Origin of the sequence: Pseudomonas sp. X4, from assembly GCF_040784925.1 — a bacterium.
GTDB classification, from domain to species: Bacteria; Pseudomonadota; Gammaproteobacteria; order Pseudomonadales; family Pseudomonadaceae; genus Aquipseudomonas; species Aquipseudomonas putida_Z.
The window spans coordinates 4511964-4530423 of the sequence record NZ_CP160798.1; the positions used below are offsets into that span (position 1 = coordinate 4511964).

The 18460-nt window shown below is 63.7% G+C and carries 18 protein-coding genes; 14 read left to right on the forward strand and 4 right to left on the reverse strand.

What is annotated here, in order from left to right:
- Positions 1–124 precede the first annotated feature (124 nt).
- Together ABX298_RS20200 and ABX298_RS20205 are read left to right on the forward strand one after the other, a co-directional pair.
- Entirely contained in the window at positions 125–694 is a 570-nt protein-coding gene (locus tag ABX298_RS20200) for an SPOR domain-containing protein (protein ID WP_025338525.1), read from the forward strand.
- A 254-nt stretch (positions 695–948) separates the two neighbouring features.
- Positions 949–1374: an HD domain-containing protein gene (locus tag ABX298_RS20205; protein ID WP_003260953.1), complete on the forward strand. Its 426-nt coding sequence runs from the start codon at positions 949–951 to the stop codon at positions 1372–1374.
- A 14-nt stretch (positions 1375–1388) separates the two neighbouring features.
- Here the strand turns inward: ABX298_RS20205 and ABX298_RS20210 are convergent, their stop codons facing one another.
- Both ABX298_RS20210 and ABX298_RS20215 read right to left on the reverse strand, forming a co-directional pair.
- Complete coding sequence (locus ABX298_RS20210; RefSeq protein WP_075044724.1) at positions 1389–1631, reverse strand: DUF1654 domain-containing protein; 243 nt, start codon at positions 1629–1631, stop codon at positions 1389–1391.
- An 84-nt stretch (positions 1632–1715) separates the two neighbouring features.
- Positions 1716–2633 (reverse strand): LysR substrate-binding domain-containing protein, encoded by a 918-nt coding sequence (locus ABX298_RS20215; RefSeq protein WP_075044725.1) that lies wholly within the window; start codon positions 2631–2633, stop codon positions 1716–1718.
- Between the two features lie 226 nt (positions 2634–2859).
- Here ABX298_RS20215 and ABX298_RS20220 point away from each other — a divergent pair, with 226 nt between their 5' ends.
- The 5 genes from ABX298_RS20220 (at position 2860) to ABX298_RS20240 (ending at position 9501) form a co-directional block, all read left to right on the forward strand.
- Positions 2860–4146 carry a dicarboxylate/amino acid:cation symporter gene (locus ABX298_RS20220; RefSeq protein WP_075044726.1) on the forward strand — a complete coding sequence of 429 codons (1287 nt, stop codon included), beginning with the start codon at positions 2860–2862 and terminating at the stop codon, positions 4144–4146.
- Positions 4147–4157: 11 nt separating this feature from the next.
- Complete coding sequence (locus ABX298_RS20225) at positions 4158–5630, forward strand: aspartate/glutamate racemase family protein (protein ID WP_367393534.1); 1473 nt, start codon at positions 4158–4160, stop codon at positions 5628–5630.
- A 455-nt stretch (positions 5631–6085) separates the two neighbouring features.
- Positions 6086–7468 (forward strand): FAD-binding oxidoreductase, encoded by a 1383-nt coding sequence (locus ABX298_RS20230; RefSeq protein WP_075044729.1) that lies wholly within the window; start codon positions 6086–6088, stop codon positions 7466–7468.
- Positions 7469–7482: 14 nt separating this feature from the next.
- Positions 7483–7833: a cupin domain-containing protein gene (locus ABX298_RS20235; protein ID WP_025338531.1), complete on the forward strand. Its 351-nt coding sequence runs from the start codon at positions 7483–7485 to the stop codon at positions 7831–7833.
- 156 nt (positions 7834–7989) lie between these two features.
- On the forward strand, positions 7990–9501 hold the full coding sequence (locus ABX298_RS20240; RefSeq protein WP_367393535.1) for a CoA-acylating methylmalonate-semialdehyde dehydrogenase: 1512 nt from the start codon (positions 7990–7992) through the stop codon (positions 9499–9501).
- Between the two features lie 74 nt (positions 9502–9575).
- On the opposite strand, the gene ABX298_RS20245 is transcribed toward ABX298_RS20240, so the two are convergent.
- A complete protein-coding gene (locus ABX298_RS20245) occupies positions 9576–10664 on the reverse strand; it encodes an asparaginase (protein ID WP_367393536.1) in 1089 nt (362 codons plus the stop codon).
- A 406-nt stretch (positions 10665–11070) separates the two neighbouring features.
- On the opposite strand from ABX298_RS20245, the gene ABX298_RS20250 reads away from it, so the two are divergent.
- The 7 genes from ABX298_RS20250 (at position 11071) to ABX298_RS20280 (ending at position 18098) form a co-directional block, all read left to right on the forward strand.
- Positions 11071–12027 (forward strand): sugar ABC transporter substrate-binding protein, encoded by a 957-nt coding sequence (locus ABX298_RS20250; protein ID WP_367393537.1) that lies wholly within the window; start codon positions 11071–11073, stop codon positions 12025–12027.
- 21 nt (positions 12028–12048) lie between these two features.
- Entirely contained in the window at positions 12049–13602 is a 1554-nt protein-coding gene (locus ABX298_RS20255; protein ID WP_367393538.1) for a sugar ABC transporter ATP-binding protein, read from the forward strand.
- On the forward strand, positions 13599–14594 hold the full coding sequence (locus ABX298_RS20260; RefSeq protein ID WP_015269786.1) for an ABC transporter permease: 996 nt from the start codon (positions 13599–13601) through the stop codon (positions 14592–14594). The genes ABX298_RS20255 and ABX298_RS20260 overlap by 4 nt, the downstream gene beginning before the upstream one ends.
- A gap of 4 nt (positions 14595–14598) precedes the next feature.
- Positions 14599–15621, forward strand: a complete 1023-nt coding sequence (locus ABX298_RS20265) for a LacI family DNA-binding transcriptional regulator (protein WP_317410151.1) — start codon at positions 14599–14601, stop codon at positions 15619–15621.
- Positions 15622–15636: 15 nt separating this feature from the next.
- The gene (gene rbsK / locus ABX298_RS20270; RefSeq protein WP_075044737.1) at positions 15637–16545 is read left to right on the forward strand and encodes a ribokinase; all 909 of its coding nucleotides are present in this window, start codon (positions 15637–15639) and stop codon (positions 16543–16545) included.
- Positions 16542–16940: a D-ribose pyranase gene (gene rbsD / locus ABX298_RS20275; RefSeq protein WP_061550488.1), complete on the forward strand. Its 399-nt coding sequence runs from the start codon at positions 16542–16544 to the stop codon at positions 16938–16940. The genes rbsK and rbsD overlap by 4 nt, the downstream gene beginning before the upstream one ends.
- A 156-nt stretch (positions 16941–17096) precedes the next feature.
- On the forward strand, positions 17097–18098 hold the full coding sequence (locus tag ABX298_RS20280; RefSeq protein WP_367393539.1) for a nucleoside hydrolase: 1002 nt from the start codon (positions 17097–17099) through the stop codon (positions 18096–18098).
- Here ABX298_RS20280 and ABX298_RS20285 read toward each other — a convergent pair.
- On the reverse strand, positions 18070–18282 hold the full coding sequence (locus ABX298_RS20285; protein ID WP_003260960.1) for a hypothetical protein: 213 nt from the start codon (positions 18280–18282) through the stop codon (positions 18070–18072). The genes ABX298_RS20280 and ABX298_RS20285 overlap by 29 nt on opposite strands.
- Between the last annotated feature and the right edge of the window lie 178 nt (positions 18283–18460).

An 18460-nucleotide genomic window follows, 5' to 3' on the forward strand; every position in this document is an offset into this window, starting at 1 on the left:
AGGCAAGGCATGCCATGACTGCCTGAGGTGCATGGCCACTGGTTGCACGGTGTAACGTATGGTCGCGGTCCTTGCCCGGGGAGGGCGTGCTAGAATCCGCGCCTTCGAATCTGGAGGTACACGCGTGCGCAAACTGGCTGTGGTAATGGCAGTGCTCGCCCTGGCGGGCTGTGAGAACGAGGTCGAAGGCGTGCACAAACAGGTGGCCGAACACCTGCACAACCCCAAGACCGCCAAGTTCGGCAACGTGCGGATCGACACCCAGGGCACCATCTGCGGCCAGGTCCGCGGCAAGGATGATGCCGGGCAGTACGAAGCCTACCGCAGCTACGTGGCGATCAAGCGCGATGGCCAATACGAAATCATCGTCGACGACAGCGGCAACAACCTGCGCATCCGCGAGATGTGTGGCGGCGCCGAGCTGCAGCGTCGCGCCGAAGCCCTGGCAGGCCAGCCGGCCCCGCAAGGCTGGGATGTGGAAGTGATCCAGGGCGCCAACATGGGCGCGCTCAGCGACATGACCGCGCGCCTGATCGAAAAGGGCATCCCGTCCTCGGTGGAGTACCGCGACGGCAAGCCGGTGGTGCTGATGGGGCCGTTCCCCAGCCGTGAGGAAGCCGAAGCACGCAAGGCCGAGGTGATGGCCAAGCTGGGTACCGACTCGGTGGTGATCCAGCACGGCGCAGCGCGCTAAACCCGGTTTCTGCAGGCGCGGACTTTTGTGGGAGCGGCCTTGTGTCGCGAAAGGGCTGCGCAGCGGCCCCAGAATTTTGAACCCTGCACTTGCCGGGGCCGCTATGCGGCCCTTTCGCGACACAAGGCCGCTCCCACACGGCTTCCACAAGGCCGCTTGTGCAAGGTCGGCGCGGCACAGTCACACGCGCGCTAGACATTGTCCGCACAGTTTTGGCTATGCTTGGCAGGAAGAAGCCGAACGGGGAGGGCCTCATGTCTACACTGGAGCGGGCCATTGCCGTGGCCGCCAGGGCGCATGAAGGGCAATACGACAAGGGTGGGGCTGCTTATATCCTCCACCCGCTACGCGTGATGATGCGGGTTTCCACAACCGAACAACGGATTGTCGCGGTGCTTCACGATGTGATCGAAGACACCCCGCTGACCCTGTCCGACCTGGCGCGCGAGGGTTTCGCGCTGAAAATCCTTGCCGCCTTGCTGGCGCTCAGCCGCCGTGAGGGCGAGGCCTACCAGGACTTCGTGGTGCGCCTGGGCGGTGACCCGCTGGCACGCACCGTCAAGCTGGCCGACCTGGCCGACAACAGCGACCTTTCGCGCATCCCCTGCCCAGGCCCCACCGACCTGGCGCGGCTGGCGCGTTACCGCGAAGCCAGCGCCTACCTGCAGGCGTTGGCCTGAGGTTGAATACGCGGTCAGTCTTCCTTCGGCACGGTCCAGAAAATCTGCACACCGCCATCGTCGCGGTGGGCGAGGGTGACGTTATCGTTTTCGGCGATTTCCTCGAGCAGGGTTTCCCAGTCTTCCGGGGCTTCCTGTTCCAGGCGAAAGATCAGCGCCGCGCGGCTGCGCTGGGCAGTGGGGCTGTTGATGATCTTCTGGATGCGCATACCCAGTTGTTCATAGCTGCTCGGGGTGGCGGAGGCGGTGCTGGACACAAGTGTTTCCTTGTTTTTGCTGTATGCACATACAGTATTTCACTGTAAGTAATTTCGCAACAGCTTGTCAGGCGAAAACTGTGCTCAAGCCTGGGCCGATCCGTGCGCAGCGTTATCCAGGGTATTCCACAGGCTTCTCATCGTAGGGTTCTGATTCAACAGCGAGCAGTACGAGCGGATCTCCAGGCGCGTGCTCCATTCGGCGCCTCCAGCCTGCACGAGCAACCCTCTTTCCAGCTCGTCATTCACAGCACTGTGGGGCAGCCAGGCTACCCCATAGCCCTCGACAGCCATGCGAACCAGCAGCATCGCCATATCGGCCTCATAGCAGCGTTCCAGAGGGGCGACTTCAGGTGCGTTGCGAATGACGACGTCTGCCACTTTCCCCAGGAATGTCGTGGCGGTGTACGCCAGGTGCGGAATAGGCTTCTTGCCTGCGCAAAGCCGGAACATCGGCTTGCCCTGCGCGTCGGGCGCACACACGGGGATAAATGCATCATGGCCGAGTGCCAGGCTACCGAAGCGCTCAGGGTCCAGGGAGATGGGGGTAAGCGGATGATGGTAGACAATCATCAGGTCGCAGCTGCCTTCTTCAAGGGCGATGACGGCGTCATTGATGTTGGCCGCCACTACCCGGGCATTGAAGCGCTCGTTTTGCTGCTGGAACTGGCTGAGCCATTTCGGCAAGAACGTCATGGACAGGCTGTGGGCTGCCGTGATCTGGATCGAGCGCCCTGGCATCCGTTTCACGTCCCTCAGGTCGGCGCGCAGTGCCATCAAGGCGGCGAGCGCCTGGCGGGCTTCAGCGCAGAAGGTCTGGCCGGCGGGCGTGAGCTGTACCGGGTAGGTGGCACGATCAACCAGCTCGACACCCACCCACTCTTCGAGCGAGCGGATTCTCCTGGAGAGCGCGGACTGTGTAACGCATCGCACCTCGGCGGCGCGAGAAAAATTCTTCCACTCGGCGATCGCCATGAGGTCGTCCAGCCACTTGATTTGCATTGCTGATCTCCTTCGCCAGGCGCTCAGTGTAAGCGTGTTCGCACAAGCCTCGACAGCGATGCCTATAAACTATTCCGAAAACGCATAGGGTCAGCCCTATTACTCATCAACTTGTTTTTTTGCGGCGATAAACTTGTCTCCAGCACTCTCCTGGCGAGTTGCTGTTCCTGTCTTTATTCCAATCCTGCCAAGTAGAAAAAATAGAAAATAACTTGAGGAAAACATCGTGAAAAACAATAAGCTTCCGCGCCGAATTGCGATAGGTATCGCCTTGGGCGTAGTCGTCGGCTGGGCATGTCATCATTTCGCAGGCAGCGAACAGGACGCCAGGCAGATGGCAGCCTACTTCTCCATGGTGACGGACATCTTTCTGCGTCTGATCAAAATGATCATTGCGCCGCTGGTGTTCGCCACACTTGTCGGCGGGATCGCAAGCATGGGCAATTCGCGTTCGGTCGGCCGCATCGGCTTTCGTGCCATGGCCTGGTTCGTCTGCGCTTCGGCCATTTCACTGGCGATCGGCATGGCGCTGGTCAACCTGTTCGAACCAGGCGCTGGCATCAACTTGCAGGTCGCGCAGCACGCTGATGTCGTTACAGCCCCGGTGAATACGGGTGACTTCAGCCTCAAGGTATTTATCAGTCATGTATTCCCTCGCAGTATTGCCGAGGCCATGGCTAATAATGAAATACTTCAAATTGTGGTCTTCTCTTTGTTCTTCGGCTTCGCTCTGGCTGGCGTCAATCGGGCCGGCCATACAAAGATTGTGGACTGCATCGATGAACTTGCGAAAGTGATGTTTCGCATCACTGACTATGTCATGGCATTTGCACCGATCGGGGTTTTTGCAGCGATCGCTTCGGCAATCACTACTCAAGGCCTGGGGCTGCTGGTCGACTATGGCAAGCTCATTGTCGAGTTCTACCTGGGCATCCTGCTGCTGTGGGCAGTGCTGTTCGGTGCGGGTTACTTGTGCCTGGGCAAGTCTGTTTTCACGCTCGGCAAACTGATTCGCGAGCCTGTGCTGCTGGCGTTCTCCACGGCCAGCAGCGAGGCGGCCTACCCGAAAACGATGGAAGCGCTCGAGAAGTTCGGTGCGCCGAAACGCGTGTCCAGCTTCGTCCTGCCGTTGGGCTACTCGTTCAACCTCGACGGTTCGATGATGTACCAGGCGTTCGCCATCATGTTCATCGCCCAGGCATACAACATCGACCTCAGTTTCACCCAGCAGGTGTTGATCCTTTTGACACTGATGATTACCAGCAAGGGCATGGCGGGCGTGGCGCGGGCGTCGGTGGTGGTGGTCGCTGCGACCTTGCCGATGTTCAACCTGCCTGAGGCTGGCCTGCTGTTGATCATCGGTATCGATCAGTTCCTCGACATGGCGCGTACCGCTACCAACGTCGTGGGCAACAGCATTGCCACGGCAGTGATCGCCAAATCAGAGCCACAGACCGAGCCGGAAGCGGCAAGCGAGGCGTCCACCCTCGACCGCCCGGTATCGGCCGCCTGAGGAGTTTGCTCATGAAGTCGAAGAAGGCAGCCGGTCCACAAGCTTTTGCCCACACGATCGGGATTGTCGGCGGGCTTGGTTCGCTCGCGGGGGGCGACCTTTTCTACAAGCTTGTGAAGTCGCGGGCGGTGCTGGAGGACCAGGGGCGTTTTCATTTCCTGCTCGAGCAACATCCCTTCAAGGATGTGCTGCTGCCTCTGGACGCAAGCGCAAGCATGACCTCGCGAAAGTTCTACGTTTTCGAGGTGTGCAGGTCATTCGAAGCGAGCGGTGTGGATGCGATCATGCTGCCTTGCTTTGCCAGCCAGACGTTCCGCGCACAGATCCAGGAAGAGCTGGGGATTCCGGTACTTGACATGATGGAAGCCTTGGTGCGACACATCCGTCAGGTCGCGGAGCCAGGCAGTACACTCGGTGTGCTTGCTTCGGATTATGTGCGCCATTCCGGGCTCTTCGAACAAGCGTTGGGCTGCCAGTACGATGTGGTGTACCCCGACGCGCAAGCGCAGGTCGCGCTGATGGAGGCCATGTATGGCGTCAACGGCATCAAGGATGGGCACCTGAATGGCGTGCCTCTGGAGTCCGTGTACCAGGCATGCCTGTCAGTGCAGGCACAGGGTGCCACCTTGGTCGTGCCGGGTATGACCGAGCTTTCGCTGGTGTGCGCCGACCTGCAGCGCCGTGGCATTGCCGCACTGGATATCAATGAGCTCTACGCCACGTTTGCGACCCAAGGCTCAAGTGCGCCCCGTGAACTGCCTTTCAAGCTGGGTATCGTGGGTGGTGTCGGCCCTGCAGCGACGGTGGATTTCATGGGCAAGGTGGTTGCCGGTACGCCTGCGGGCCGGGATCAGGACCATATCAAGATGGTGGTCGAGCAGAACCCGCAAATTCCGGACCGCACGGCCAGCCTGCTGAATGATGAAACCGACCCGACGATGGCCATGTACGCGACCTGCAAGCGCCTGGAAAGCGCCGGTGCCAACGCAATTGCAATCCCGTGCAATACCGCTCACGCGTTTGTTGAACGCATCCAGGAGCACCTGCGCGTGCCAATCGTCAACATGCTCACCGAGACGATCGACTGGATAAGGCAAACATACGGCCGCGACAAGTCGGTCGGCCTGCTGGCGACGTCAGGCACCGTCGCCAGCCAGGTCTATCACCAGGCAGCGAGCCGCGCCGGGCTTGAGATTGTTGTGCCGGCGCCGGATTACCAGAAGCTGGTCATGGAGGCCATTTACGGTGAGCGGGGCATCAAGGCTGGCTTCACTGAAGGACTGTGTCGGGACCAGTTGCTGATTGCGGCCGAGCATCTCTCGGAAGTGGGGGCGACGGTGCTGATTCTGGGCTGTACGGAACTGCCGCTGGTGCTCAGCCACTGTGATGCTTATGAGCTGAGTGGCAGGACGGTTGCCCTGGTGGACCCCACCATGATTTTGGCACGCAGATGTGTCGCGTTGGCTGGGGGGGCAGGTAGTTAGCAGCATACTCATACGTTGCACATTCCCTGTGTGGGTTTCACCCGCGAATGGGTCGGTGCCGGGTGTCTGGCGGGTACCTGGGCTTTGTTTAAATGAAGCGGCAGCCGTGATTGAGCTCGAGGGCCTCTTCGCGGGTGAACCCGCTCCCACAGGTTCAGCGCCAACTCGAAGCCCGCGCCGTCCCTGTGGGAGCGGGCGCGCCCGCGAAGCAGGCGACGCGGTGGATGGCACCGGCTTTGCCGGTGTTCGCGGGCATGCCCGCTCCCACAGGTACCGCGCAACTGCAAATGCTGATGATCGTTCATACATTTGTATGGCTGATGGCTCCGTCTATTGAAAATGGTCGATACCACCCCCCGCCAACCCCGCATAACCTCAGGCCAACACGCACTGGTCACTACTGACAAGACGAAGCCCTCTACACCAGTCGCAAACGCCAACGGGAAGCCACCAGCATGTCAGCGAAATCCGATTTGTCCCTGTTACCCAACAAACCGCTATGGTTTGCCCCGAGCGCGCCACGGGCCCGGCTGGACGGCGTGGCCGATGCCGATGTGGTGATCGTCGGTGCCGGGTACACGGGGTTATGGACCGCCTACTACCTGCTCAAGAGCGACCCGTCGCTGCGCGTGGTACTGCTGGAAAAGAACGCCGTCGGCTTCGGCGCCTCGGGCCGCAACGGCGGTTGGGCCTCGGCGATCTTCCCGATTTCCCTGCACCGGGTGGAGCAACTGTATTCCCACCATGCGGCCTTGCACCTGCAGGCTGCGATGAACGCAACGGTCGACGAGATCGGCCGGGTGCTGGCGCTGGAAGGGGTCGATGCCGACTATGCCAAGCAGGGCTTCCTCTCTCTGGCCCGCAGCGCCCCGCAGATGGCGCGGGCGCGTGCGGCCGTGGAATCTTCGGCGCGCTTCGGGCTGCCCGACCAGTGGCGAGTGCTGGAGGCAGCCGAAGCCCAGGCCCGGACCGGTGCCCAAGGCACCCTTGGCGGCCTCTACACCGAACACTGCGCGCTCATCCACCCCGGCAAGCTGGTGCGTGGCCTGGCCAAGCTGGTCGAAAGCCTGGGCGCGACAATCTACGAGCAGTCGGCGGTCACCCAGATGACCCCGGGCGTGGTGCACACCGAACATGGTTCGGTACGTGCCGGTATGACCGTGCGGGCCACCGAGGCATTCACTTCGCAACAGCCGGGCAAGTCGCGTTTCGTCATCCCGCTGTATTCGCTGGTGCTGGCCACCGAGCCGTTGCCGCGTGAACTGCTGGCCCGGCTCAACCTCGACCACCGCCTGGCGTTCAACGACATGCGCCACCTGCGCGTATACGGCCAGGTCACCGCCGAAGGCCGGCTGGTGTTCGGCGGCCGGGGCGCGCCCTACAAATGGGGCTCGAGCATGCCCGAGCAGGCCGACCTGGTGGACAGTATCCACGGCAAGATCCACGACACCCTGCTCGAATTCTTCCCGGCCCTGCGCGACGCCCGCATCACCCACCGCTGGGGTGGCGCGCTGGGTGTTTCCCGCGACTGGTGCCCGACCGTCAGCATCGACCGCAACCAGCGCATGGCCTGGGCCGGCAACTACGTCGGTGACGGCGTGGCCACCAGCAACCTGGCGGGGCGCATTCTGCGCAACCTGATTCTCGAGCGTGATGAAGACATCAACACGCTGCCCCTGGTCAACCACCGCTCGCCATCCTGGGAGCCAGAACCGCTGCGCTGGTTCGGCATCAACAGCGGCCTGGCTGCCGCGTCGCTCAGTGATCTGGAAGAGCGCTACACCCACAAACCTTCACGTACCGCGATGCTGCTGGAAAAGCTCACCGGCGCCCATTGACAAGGAGAAACCCCATGCCTTCGTTCACCATCATCAAGCACGCCGACATCAAGGCACTGCCACTGAACCCTGCCGGTCAGCGTGCCGGCGCAGACAAGGGGGACCCTCAGATCGCCATCAGCAAGCAGGCCCCGGAAGCGGTCGGCAACCTCGGTGTGTGGGAGTGCCAGCCGGGTGGCTGGCCGGTGGTCGACCGCCCTGACACCGAGTTCACCTACATCATTTCCGGCAAGGCGCTGCTCACCGACGACAGCACCCGGGAGGTGGTGGAAGTGACCGGCGGCGACCTGATCATCCTGCCGCCAGGCTGGACCGGCCGCTGGGACGTGCTGGAAACCGTGCGCAAGGTCTATGCCATCTACTGATTTGCGCCAGAGCTGGAAGCCTGCCCCGATCCTTGTGGGAGCGGCTTCAGCCGCGAACACCGGCGCAGCCGGTGCCATGCACCGAGTTGCCTTCTTCGCGGGTGAACCCGCTCCCACATGGCCGGCGCATCCATCAACCATTTTCGGATAACCACAATGACCCAAACCATCATGAACTGGATCTCCGGCGCTCAGGCCGAGACCACCAGCGGCCAGCAACTACCGGTCTACAACCCGGCCACCGGCGTGGTCACCGGCCAGGTGCAGCTGTCTGCGCAAAAGGACGTGGACGCCGCCGTCGCGTCGGCCAAGGCCGCTTTCCCGGCCTGGAGCAACCTCTCGCCACTGCGCCGTTCGCGGGTGCTGAACAAGTTCCTGGCGTTGCTCAACGAGCACCGCGACGACCTGGCCCGCATGATTACCGCCGAGCACGGCAAGGTGTTCACCGATGCCCAGGGCGAGGTGATGCGCGGCATCGAGATCGTCGAGTTCGCCTGCGGCGCGCCGCAGCTGCTGAAAACCGACTTCACCGACCAGGTCAGCACCAACATCGACAACTGGACCCTGCGCCAGCCGCTGGGCGTGGTCACCGGCATCACCCCGTTCAACTTCCCGGTGATGGTGCCGATGTGGATGTTCCCGGTCGCCCTGGCCACCGGCAACACCTTCGTGCTCAAGCCCAGCCCGCTGGACCCGAGCCCGAGCCTGTTCATCGCCGAGCTGCTGAAGCAGGCCGGCCTGCCGGACGGCGTGTTCAACGTGGTGCAGGGCGACAAGAACGCGGTCAACGCGCTGATCGAGCACCCGGATGTGCAGGCGGTGTCGTTCGTCGGCTCCACGCCGATCGCCAACCACATCTACGAAACCGGTGCCCGCCACGGCAAGCGAGTGCAGGCGCTGGGCGGGGCTAAGAACCACTTGGTGGTGATGCCCGACGCCGACATCGATCAGGTGGTCGATGCGCTGATCGGTGCCGCCTATGGCTCGGCTGGCGAGCGTTGCATGGCGATCAGCGTGGCGGTGTTTGTCGGTGACGATACTGCCGAGAAGGTCATGCCCAAGCTGATCGAGCGTACCCGCGAGCTGAAAGTGCTGAACGGTACCAACCTCGAAGCCGAGATGGGCCCGATCGTCACCCGCGCGGCGCTGGAGCGCATCACCGGCTACATCGAGCAAGGCGTGAAGGAGGGCGCGAAGCTGCTGGTCGATGGCCGCAACTTCAACGGCCAGACGGCTGGCGAAGGTTGTGGTGACGGTTTCTGGCTGGGCGGCACGCTGTTCGACAACGTCACCCCGGACATGCGCATCTACAAGGAAGAGATCTTCGGCCCGGTACTGGCCTGCCTGCGGGTGAAGGACTTTGCCGAAGCGGTCGACCTGATCAACGCCCACGAGTTTGGCAATGGCGTGAGCCTGTACACCCGCGACGGCCACATCGCCCGCGAGTTCGGCCGCCGTATCCAGGTGGGCATGATCGGTATCAACGTACCGATCCCGGTGCCGATGGCCTGGCATGGCTTTGGTGGCTGGAAGAAGAGCCTGTTCGGCGACATGCATGCCTACGGTGAGGAAGGGGTGCGCTTCTACACCAAGCAGAAGAGCATCATGCAGCGCTGGCCGCAAGCCATCGCCAAAGGTGCGGAGTTCGCGATGCCGACCAGCCACTGAGGCATTCGGCTAGCTGACAGCAAACGGCCCCGCCCACGCAGCGGGGCTGTTTGCATTTCAGGGGGTACTAGTGATCAGTACTCCCAGAAGATCCGCTGCAGCTCCTTGCTGTCCTGGGTCTTGGTCATCGCCACCATCGCCAGGATCCGCGCCTTTTGCGGGTTCAGGTCATGGGCCACGACCCAGTCGTTCTTGTCATCCGGCTGTTCGGCGTTGCGCAGCACGAAACCACCTTGGTTGACGTGCGACGAGCGAATGATCTGCACGCCGTTCTTGCGCAGTTCCTGCAGCGCCGGCACTACCCGCGACGACACCGAACCGTTGCCGGTACCGGCATGGATCAGTGCCTTGGCCCCATTCTGCGCCAGCGCCTTGTAGGCGGTGTCGGTGACATTGCCATAGCCATAGGCGATGTCCACCTGCGGCAGGCTGCTGATCTGCTTGATGTCGAACTCGGAGTTGACCGTGTGGCGCTTGGCCGGCAGGCGGAACCAGTAGGACTTGCCTTCCACCACCATGCCCATCGGGCCCCAGGCGCTCTTGAAGGCTTCGGTCTTGATGTTGAGCGCCTTGCTCACATCGCGGCCGGACTGGATCTCGTCATTCATGGTCACCAGCACGCCCTTGCCGCGCGACTGCTTGTCGCTGGCCACGGCCACGGCGTTGTACAGGTTGAGCATGCCGTCGGCGGACATGGCGGTGCCCGGGCGCATCGAACCGACGACCACGATCGGCTTGTCGGTCTTTTCCACCAGGTTGAGGAAGTAGGCGGTTTCTTCCAGGGTGTCGGTGCCGTGGGTGATGACGATACCGTCCACGTCCTTGCTTTCGGCAAGTTCGGCAACGCGTTTGCCCAACTTGAGCAGGTCGTCGTTGGAGATGCTCTCAGAGGCGATCTGCATGACCTGCTCGCCGCGCACGTTGGCCACGTTGGCCAGTTCCGGTACGCCGGCGATCAGCTTGTCGACGCCCACCTTGGCGGCCTGGTAGGTGGCGCTGTTGGCGGCGCTGGCGCCAGCACCGGCAATGGTGCCGCCGGTGGCGAGAATGACCACGTTGGCCAGCTTCTGCTGGGTTTCGGCTTCTTTGGCCGAAACGGTGGTTGGCAGCACCAGCAGCAGGGCGAGTGCGCTGGGGGCGAAGGTTTTCAGTGCAACATTCATCGTTATTGTTCTCTCTCTTCCTAATGAGATGGTTGTTTTGTCGCACAGGGTGCAAGGCAGGTTTCGTACCAGTTGCGCGCACGGGCCTTGTGGGAGCGGCCTTGTGTCGCGAAAGGGGCGCGCAGCGGCCCCGGATCCCGGCGCAACAGCACACATTGCCGGGGCCGCCTTGCGGCCCTTTCGCGACACAAGGCCGCTCCCACATGCGGGGGTGTGCCATTCGAGATTCCGAACAAACGTAGGAAAAGACGTTCGGCTTTTCGGAAAAAATCCGGATAAACTGCCCCAGGCTCGACTTGACCTCCCACAGCCAAACGGATTTGACAAACCCCGGTCCTGTTTCCATAGTTAGGCAACGCAAACGTTTGCGATCCGACAAAAAACACAAGATCCGGAGTCATCGTCCATGAAACTGCCGTTCCCCGGTCGTCTGCTGGCCCTCGCGGTCATTTCCTCGCTGTCCCTGGCCCTGCCGTTTTCGGCCGCTCACGCCGAAGACAAGCCCAAGGTCGCCCTGGTCATGAAGTCGCTGGCCAACGAGTTCTTCCGCACCATGGAAGACGGCGCCAAGGACTACCAGAAAGCCCACGCCGATGAATTCGAGCTGATCGCCAACGGCATCAAGAACGAGACCGACACCGGCGAGCAGATCCGCATCGTCGAGCAGATGGTCAACGCGGGCGCCAAGGCCCTGGTCATTGCCCCGGCCGACTCCAAGGCGCTGGTATCGGCGGTGAAGAAGGCCATGGACCAGGGCGTGGCGGTGATCAACATCGACAACCGCCTGGACCCTGAACTGCTCAAGAGCAAAGGCATCAGCGTACCCTTCGTGGGCCCCGACAACCGCAAGGGCGCGCGCCTGGTCGGCGACTACCTGGCCAACGAGAAGCTCAAGGCCGGCGACCAGGTCGGCATCATCGAAGGCGTGCCGACCACCACCAACGCCCAGCAGCGTACCGCCGGCTTCAAGGACGCCATGGAGGCCGCCCAGATCAAGATCGTCTCGGTGCAGAGCGGCAATTGGGAAATCGACAAAGGCAACGCCGTCGCCGCTTCCATGCTCAACGAATACCCCGACCTGAAAGCCCTGCTGGCCGGTAACGACAGCATGGCCCTGGGCGCCGTGTCGGCCGTGCGTGCCGCTGGCAAAGCCGGCCAGGTGCAAGTGGTGGGCTACGACAACATCAACGCCATCAAGCCGATGCTCGCCGATGGCCGTGTGCTCGCCACCCTCGACCAGGCGGCCAGCCAGCAGGCGGTGTACGGCATCCAGGCGGCACTGAAAATGGTCAAGGGCGAGAAACCCGACGTGGATGCCGACAACGTCATCCAGACCCCGGTCCAACTCATCACCAAGCCCTGATCGCTGGCAGGAGAAACGGCCATGCCTGCATCGGCCAATGAAGTGGTGCTCGCCGCCAGCGGCCTGGGCAAGACCTACGCCCAGCCCGTGCTCGGCGAGGTCAGCCTGAACCTGCGGGCCGGCGAAGTGCTGGCGCTGACCGGTGAGAACGGCGCCGGCAAGAGCACCCTGTCCAAGCTCATCAGTGGCCTGGAAACCCCCACCACCGGGCACATGCACTACCGCGGCCAGGCCTACGCCCCTGGCAGCCGCAGCGAGGCCGAGCGCCTCGGCGTGCGCATGGTCATGCAGGAGCTGAACCTGCTGCCCACGCTGACCGTGGCGGAAAACCTGTTCCTCGACAACCTGCCCGGCCGCTTCGGCTGGATCAGCCAAAAGCGCCTGCGCCAACTGGCCACGGCCGCCATGGCCCAGGTCGGCCTCGACGCCATCGACCCGGACACCCCGGTCGGCGAGCTGGGCATCGGCCACCAGCAGATGGTCGAAATCGCCCGCAACCTGATTGGCGACTGCCATGTGCTGATCTTCGACGAACCCACCGCCATGCTCACCGCGCGCGAGGTGGAGCTGCTGTTCACCCAGATCGAGCGCCTGCGCCAACGTGGCGTGGCCATCGTCTACATCTCCCATCGCCTGGAAGAACTGCAGCGCGTGGCCCAGCGCATCGTCGTGCTGCGCGACGGCAAGCTGGTGTGCGACGAGCCGATACAGCGCTACAGCAGCGCCGAACTGGTCAACCTGATGGTCGGCCGCGAGCTGGGCGAGCATATCGACCTGGGCCGCCGGCAGATCGGCGCGCCGCTGCTCAAGGTCGACAAGCTCAGCCGTGCCGACAAGGTGCGTGAAGTGTCGTTCGAGGTCAGGGCAGGGGAGATCTTCGGTATCTCCGGCCTGATCGGTGCCGGGCGTACCGAGCTGTTGCGCCTGATCTACGGCGCCGACCGTGCCGACAGCGGCAACATTGCCCTCGGCCAGCCACCGCAGGTGGTCACCATCGACTCGCCCAAGGCTGCCGTGCAGGCCGGTATCGCGCTGATCACCGAAGACCGCAAAGGCGAGGGCCTGCTGCTGACGCAGTCGATCAGCGCGAATATCGCCCTGGGCAACCTCGGCGCGGTATCACGGGCCGGGGTGCTCGATGGCGAAGCCGAAGCGGCCTTGGCCGAGCGCCAGATCCAGGCCATGCGCATTCGCAGTGCCGGCCCGCAGCAGGTGGTGGGCGAGCTGTCTGGCGGCAACCAGCAGAAGGTGGTGATCGGCCGCTGGCTGGAACGCGAGTGCCAGGTGCTGCTGTTCGACGAGCCCACCCGTGGCATCGACGTCGGCGCCAAGTTCGACATCTATGGCCTGCTGGCCGAGCTGGCGCGCCAGGGCAAGGCCTTGGTGGTGGTGTCCAGCGACCTGCGCGAGCTGATGCTGATCTGCGACCGCATCGCCGTGCTGTCGGCCGGTCGCCTGATCGACACCTTCGAGCGTGACCATTGGAGCCAGGACCAGCTGCTGGCCGCGGCCTTTGCCGGTTATCAGAAACGTGACGCACTGCTGCATGACGCAGCTCCCAGGATGGATGCATGAAAACCACCCCGCTCGACAGCCAAGGCGCCGCACCGGTGCGCCGCAGTGGCACCTATCTTGGCCTGGGTACCTACCTGGGCTTGGCCGGCGCCTTGCTGGCGATGATCGTGCTGTTCTCGTTCCTCAGCAGCCACTTCTGGTCGTACAACACCTTCAGTACCCTGGCCAACCAGATCCCCGACCTGATGGTGCTGGCGGTGGGCATGACCTTCGTGCTGATCATCGGCGGCATCGACCTGTCGGTGGGCTCGGTGCTGGCGCTGGCGGCCTCCACGGTCAGCGTGGCGATCCTCGGCTGGGGTTGGGGCGTGTTGCCTTCGGCCTTGCTGGGCATGGCCGTGGCCGCGCTGGCCGGCAGCATCACCGGCGGGGTTACCGTGGCCTGGCGCATTCCGTCGTTCATCGTCTCGCTCGGGGTGCTGGAAATGGCCCGTGGCCTGGCCTACCAGTTCACCGACTCGCGCACCGCCTATATCGGCGATGCCTATGCCTGGTTCTCCAACCCCATCGCATTCGGCATCTCGCCGGCGTTCATCATCGCCTTGCTGGTGATCGTGCTGGCCCAGTTGGTGCTGACCCGCACGGTGTTCGGCCGCTACCTGATCGGCATCGGCACCAACGAAGAGGCCGTGCGCCTGGCCGGTATCGACCCGCGCCCGTACAAGGTGCTGGTGTTCGCCCTGATGGGCCTGCTTGCCGGCCTGGCCGCGCTGTTCCAGATCTCGCGGCTGGAAGCCGCCGACCCCAATGCCGGCTCCGGCCTGGAGCTGCAGGTGATCGCCGCCGTGGTGATTGGCGGCACCAGCCTGATGGGCGGGCGTGGCTCGGTCATCAGCACCTTCTTTGGCGTACTGATCATTTCGGTGCTGGCCGCAGGGCTGGCGCAGATCGGTGCCAGCGAGCCGACCAAACGCATTATCACCGGGGCGGTGATCGTCATCGCCGTGGTGCTCGACACTTACCGTAGCCGGCGTGCAGGCCGGCGGAACTGAAAACATGGCAACCATCAAAGACGTCGCGGCACTGGCGGGCATTTCCTACACCACCGTGTCCCATGTGCTGAACAAGACCCGGCCGGTCAGCGAGCAGGTACGGCTGAAAGTCGAAGCCGCCATCGCCGAGCTCGACTACGTGCCCAGCGCCGTGGCCCGCTCGCTGAAGGCGCGCAGCACTGCCACCATCGGCTTGCTGGTGCCCAACAGCGTCAACCCGTACTTCGCCGAACTGGCGCGGGGCATCGAAGACGCCTGCGAACGCAACGGCTACTGCGTGATCCTGTGCAACTCCGACGACAACCCGCAGAAGCAGCGCAGCTATCTGCGTGTACTGCTGGAAAAGCGCATCGATGGCCTGGTGGTGGCTTCGGTAGGCCAGGACAGCGACCTGCTGCAAAGCCTGGCTGGCGTGCGTACGCCCATGGTGATCGTCGACCGCGAACTGGATGGCGTCGATGCCGACCTGGTGCGCATCGATCACGAGCAGGGCGCCTACCTGGCCACCCGCCACCTGTTGGAGCTTGGCCACCGCGACATCGCATACATCGGCGGCCCTGCCGAGACCGGGGTCACCCAGCTGCGCCTGAGCGGCTTCCGTCGCGCCATGGCCGAGGCCGGCGCAGCGGTGCTGGGCGACCGCGTGCTGCACTGCGACTTCACCAGCCCGGGGGGCCATGCGGTGGCAACCCGGTTGCTGGAGGGCAAGCGGCCCACGGCGATCTTCGCCGGCAACGACATGATCGGCTTCGGCGTGCTGCGCGCCGCGGCCGAACGCAATATCAACGTACCCGGCGAGCTGTCGGTGATCGGCTTCGACGACATTGAGCTCAGCCGCTATGTGTACCCGCCGTTGACCACGGTGGGCCAGTCGATCCGCGAGTTGGGCGAGAGCGCCGCGTCGCTGTTGCTGGCGCGTATCGGCACGCCCCGGCAGGGCGCGGCGGAGCAACGCATCGTCGCCCCGCGCATTGTCCTGCGCGAGTCCACCGGGCCGCGCCCGGACCTGTTCAACGATTACCGCTAACGCTAAGGAAATGTCATGAGTGCCAAGGTCGTGGTAGTCGGTAGCCTCAACATGGACCTGGTGGCCCGCGCCCAGCGCCTGCCCCGGGCCGGCGAAACACTCCCCGGCGAAAGCTTTTTCACCGTGCCGGGCGGCAAGGGGGCCAACCAGGCGGTGGCCGTGGCGCGCCTGGGCGGCAGCGTGGCGATGATCGGCAACGTCGGCGACGACGATTATGGCCGGCAACTGCACCGGGCTTTGTATGTGGAAGGCATCGACTGCCAGGGCGTCAGCACCTGCCAGGGCGTGTCCAGCGGTGTGGCGCTGATCACCGTGGATGCCGCCAGCCAGAACTGCATCGTCATCATCCCCGGTGGCAACGGCCTGCTGACGCCGCAGTCGGTGCAGCGGTTCGATGCGCTGCTGCAGGCGGCCGAGGTGATCATCTGCCAGCTGGAAGTACCGGCCGACACCGTGGCCTGGACCCTGGCCAGGGGGCGTGAACTGGGCAAGCGGGTGATCCTGAACCCGGCGCCGGCGACCGGCCCCTTGCCGGCGGGCTGGTTCGCCCACATCGACTACCTGACGCCCAACGAAAGCGAGGCCGAAGCCCTGACCGGCGTGGCGGTGGCTGATCTGGACAGTGCTCGGCGCGCCGGCGAGCGCTTGCTGCAACTGGGTGCGGGCAAAGTGATCATCACCCTGGGCGCGCAAGGGGCCTTGCTGGTCACCCCTCAGGGCCACCAGCACTTCCCCGCGCCGCTGGTGCAGCCGCTGGACACCACGGCCGCCGGCGATACCTTCATCGGCGGCTTTGCCGCTGGCCTGGTGCGCGGCCTGGAGGAGGGCGAAGCCATCGCCTTCGGCCAGCGCGCCGCGGCCCTGTCGGTTACCCGCGCCGGTGCCCAGCCGTCGATTCCTTACCTGGCGGAGCTTGCGCCATGAAGAAGACCCCACTGCTGAACGTCGCCCTGTCGCGGACCATCGCCGGCATGGGGCATGGTGACATCCTGGTGATCGGCGATGCCGGGCTGCCGGTGCCGCCGGGTGTCGAACTGATCGACCTGGCCGTCACGCCTGGCCTGCCGGATTTCGCCAGCGTGTTGCGGGTTGTGCTGAGCGAGTTGCAGGTAGAACGCCACGTGCTGGCCGAAGAGATGCAGAAAGTAGTGCCACCGGCGCTGGTCGAGATCGAGCGGCTGAAGGGCAAGCTGGGCAAGCGCGAATGGCTGAGCCATGAAGATTTCAAGGAATTGTCACGCAGTGCCCGTGCGGTAGTGCGCACTGGCGAGTGCCAGCCCTACAGCAACATCGCGCTGATTTCCGGCGTGACTTTCTGAAGGTGGGGGCTGCGCCCCCGAATCGCCGGCAAGCCAGCTCCCACAGGTACTGCACAATGCTTGAGGCCGATGCAGTACCTGTGGGAGCTGGCTTGCCGGCGATTGGGCCGCAAAGCGGCCCCAGAAACCACCACCCAGGCAACAGGAGTGCCACCCATGCTCAAACCCTTGTTACAAGGAATCGCCCTCATGGCCGCAGCCACCACCCTCCAGGCCGCCCCCATCGACCTGATCATCGACACCGACCCAGGCGCCGACGACGTGGTCGCGCTGTTCCTGGCCATGGCCTCACCCGACGAGCTCAACATCCGCGCCATCACTACCGTGGCCGGCAACGTGCACCTGGAAAAAACCTCGCGCAACGCCCGCCTGGCCCGCGAATGGGCCGGCCGCGAAGACATCCCCGTGTACGCCGGCGCCGCTCGCCCGCTGGTGCGCAAGCCTATCTACGCCGCCGACGTGCACGGCGAAGAAGGCCTCACCGGCATCCAGGTCCACGAACCGAAAGCGCCGCTGGCCCAAGGCAATGCCGTGCAATACCTGGTCGACACCCTGGGCACCGCCAAGCCCCACAGCATCACCATCGCCATGCTCGGCCCACAAACCAACCTGGCCCTGGCGCTGATCCAGCGCCCGAACATCGCCAAAGGCATCAAGCAGGTGGTGGTCATGGGCGGTGCCCATTTCAACGGCGGCAACATCACCCCGGCGGCGGAATTCAACCTCTATGCCGACCCGCATGCCGCCGAAGTGGTGCTGGCCAGCGGCGTGCAACTGACCTACCTGCCGCTGGATGTCACCCACAAGCTGCTGACCAGCGATGCCCGCCTCAAGCAACTGGCGGCGGTGAACAACCAGGCCAGCAAACGGGTGGTGGATATCCTCAACGCCTACATCACCCATGACATGGACCTGTACGGCATGCCCGGCGGCCCGGTGCACGACGCCAGCGTCATCGCCTACCTGCTCAAGCCCGAGCTGTTCAGCGGCCGGCGTATCCATATGAGCATCGACAGCCGCGAAGGCCCCAGCTTCGGCCAGACCCTTGCCGACTGGTACGGCGTGCTCAAGCAGCCTGCCAACGTGATGTGGGTGGAGGAGGGCGATGCCCAGGGCCTGTTCGACCTGCTCAGCGCCCGTTTGGCGCGATTGGAATAGCCGTGTGCGGTGCGTAGCGCTCGAACACCTGGTCGAAGAAGCTGCGTGCCGCCTCGGCGCCGCGATCGCGCACCAGCAGGTCGATGGCAATCAGCAGCAACTCCTCCGGCGTGCCAGGGCTATACGCGCTCTGGCCTTCGGCCCATTTGACCTTGATATCGGCTTCGATGCTGTGGCTGCTCATGAAAGGCTCTCGCTTGGGGCCCGGGACGAAGGGGCGAACACCTGACCCTGGTGTTCGATGGAGGCGGGGTGCGCTCCACTTCTTGCACTAAATCATGACTTTGCGTCAGTGACCTTGCGGCTTAAGCATATGGCAAACGCAGCAGGTTGTGCAAAATCCGGTCACGATTGCGTTTTCG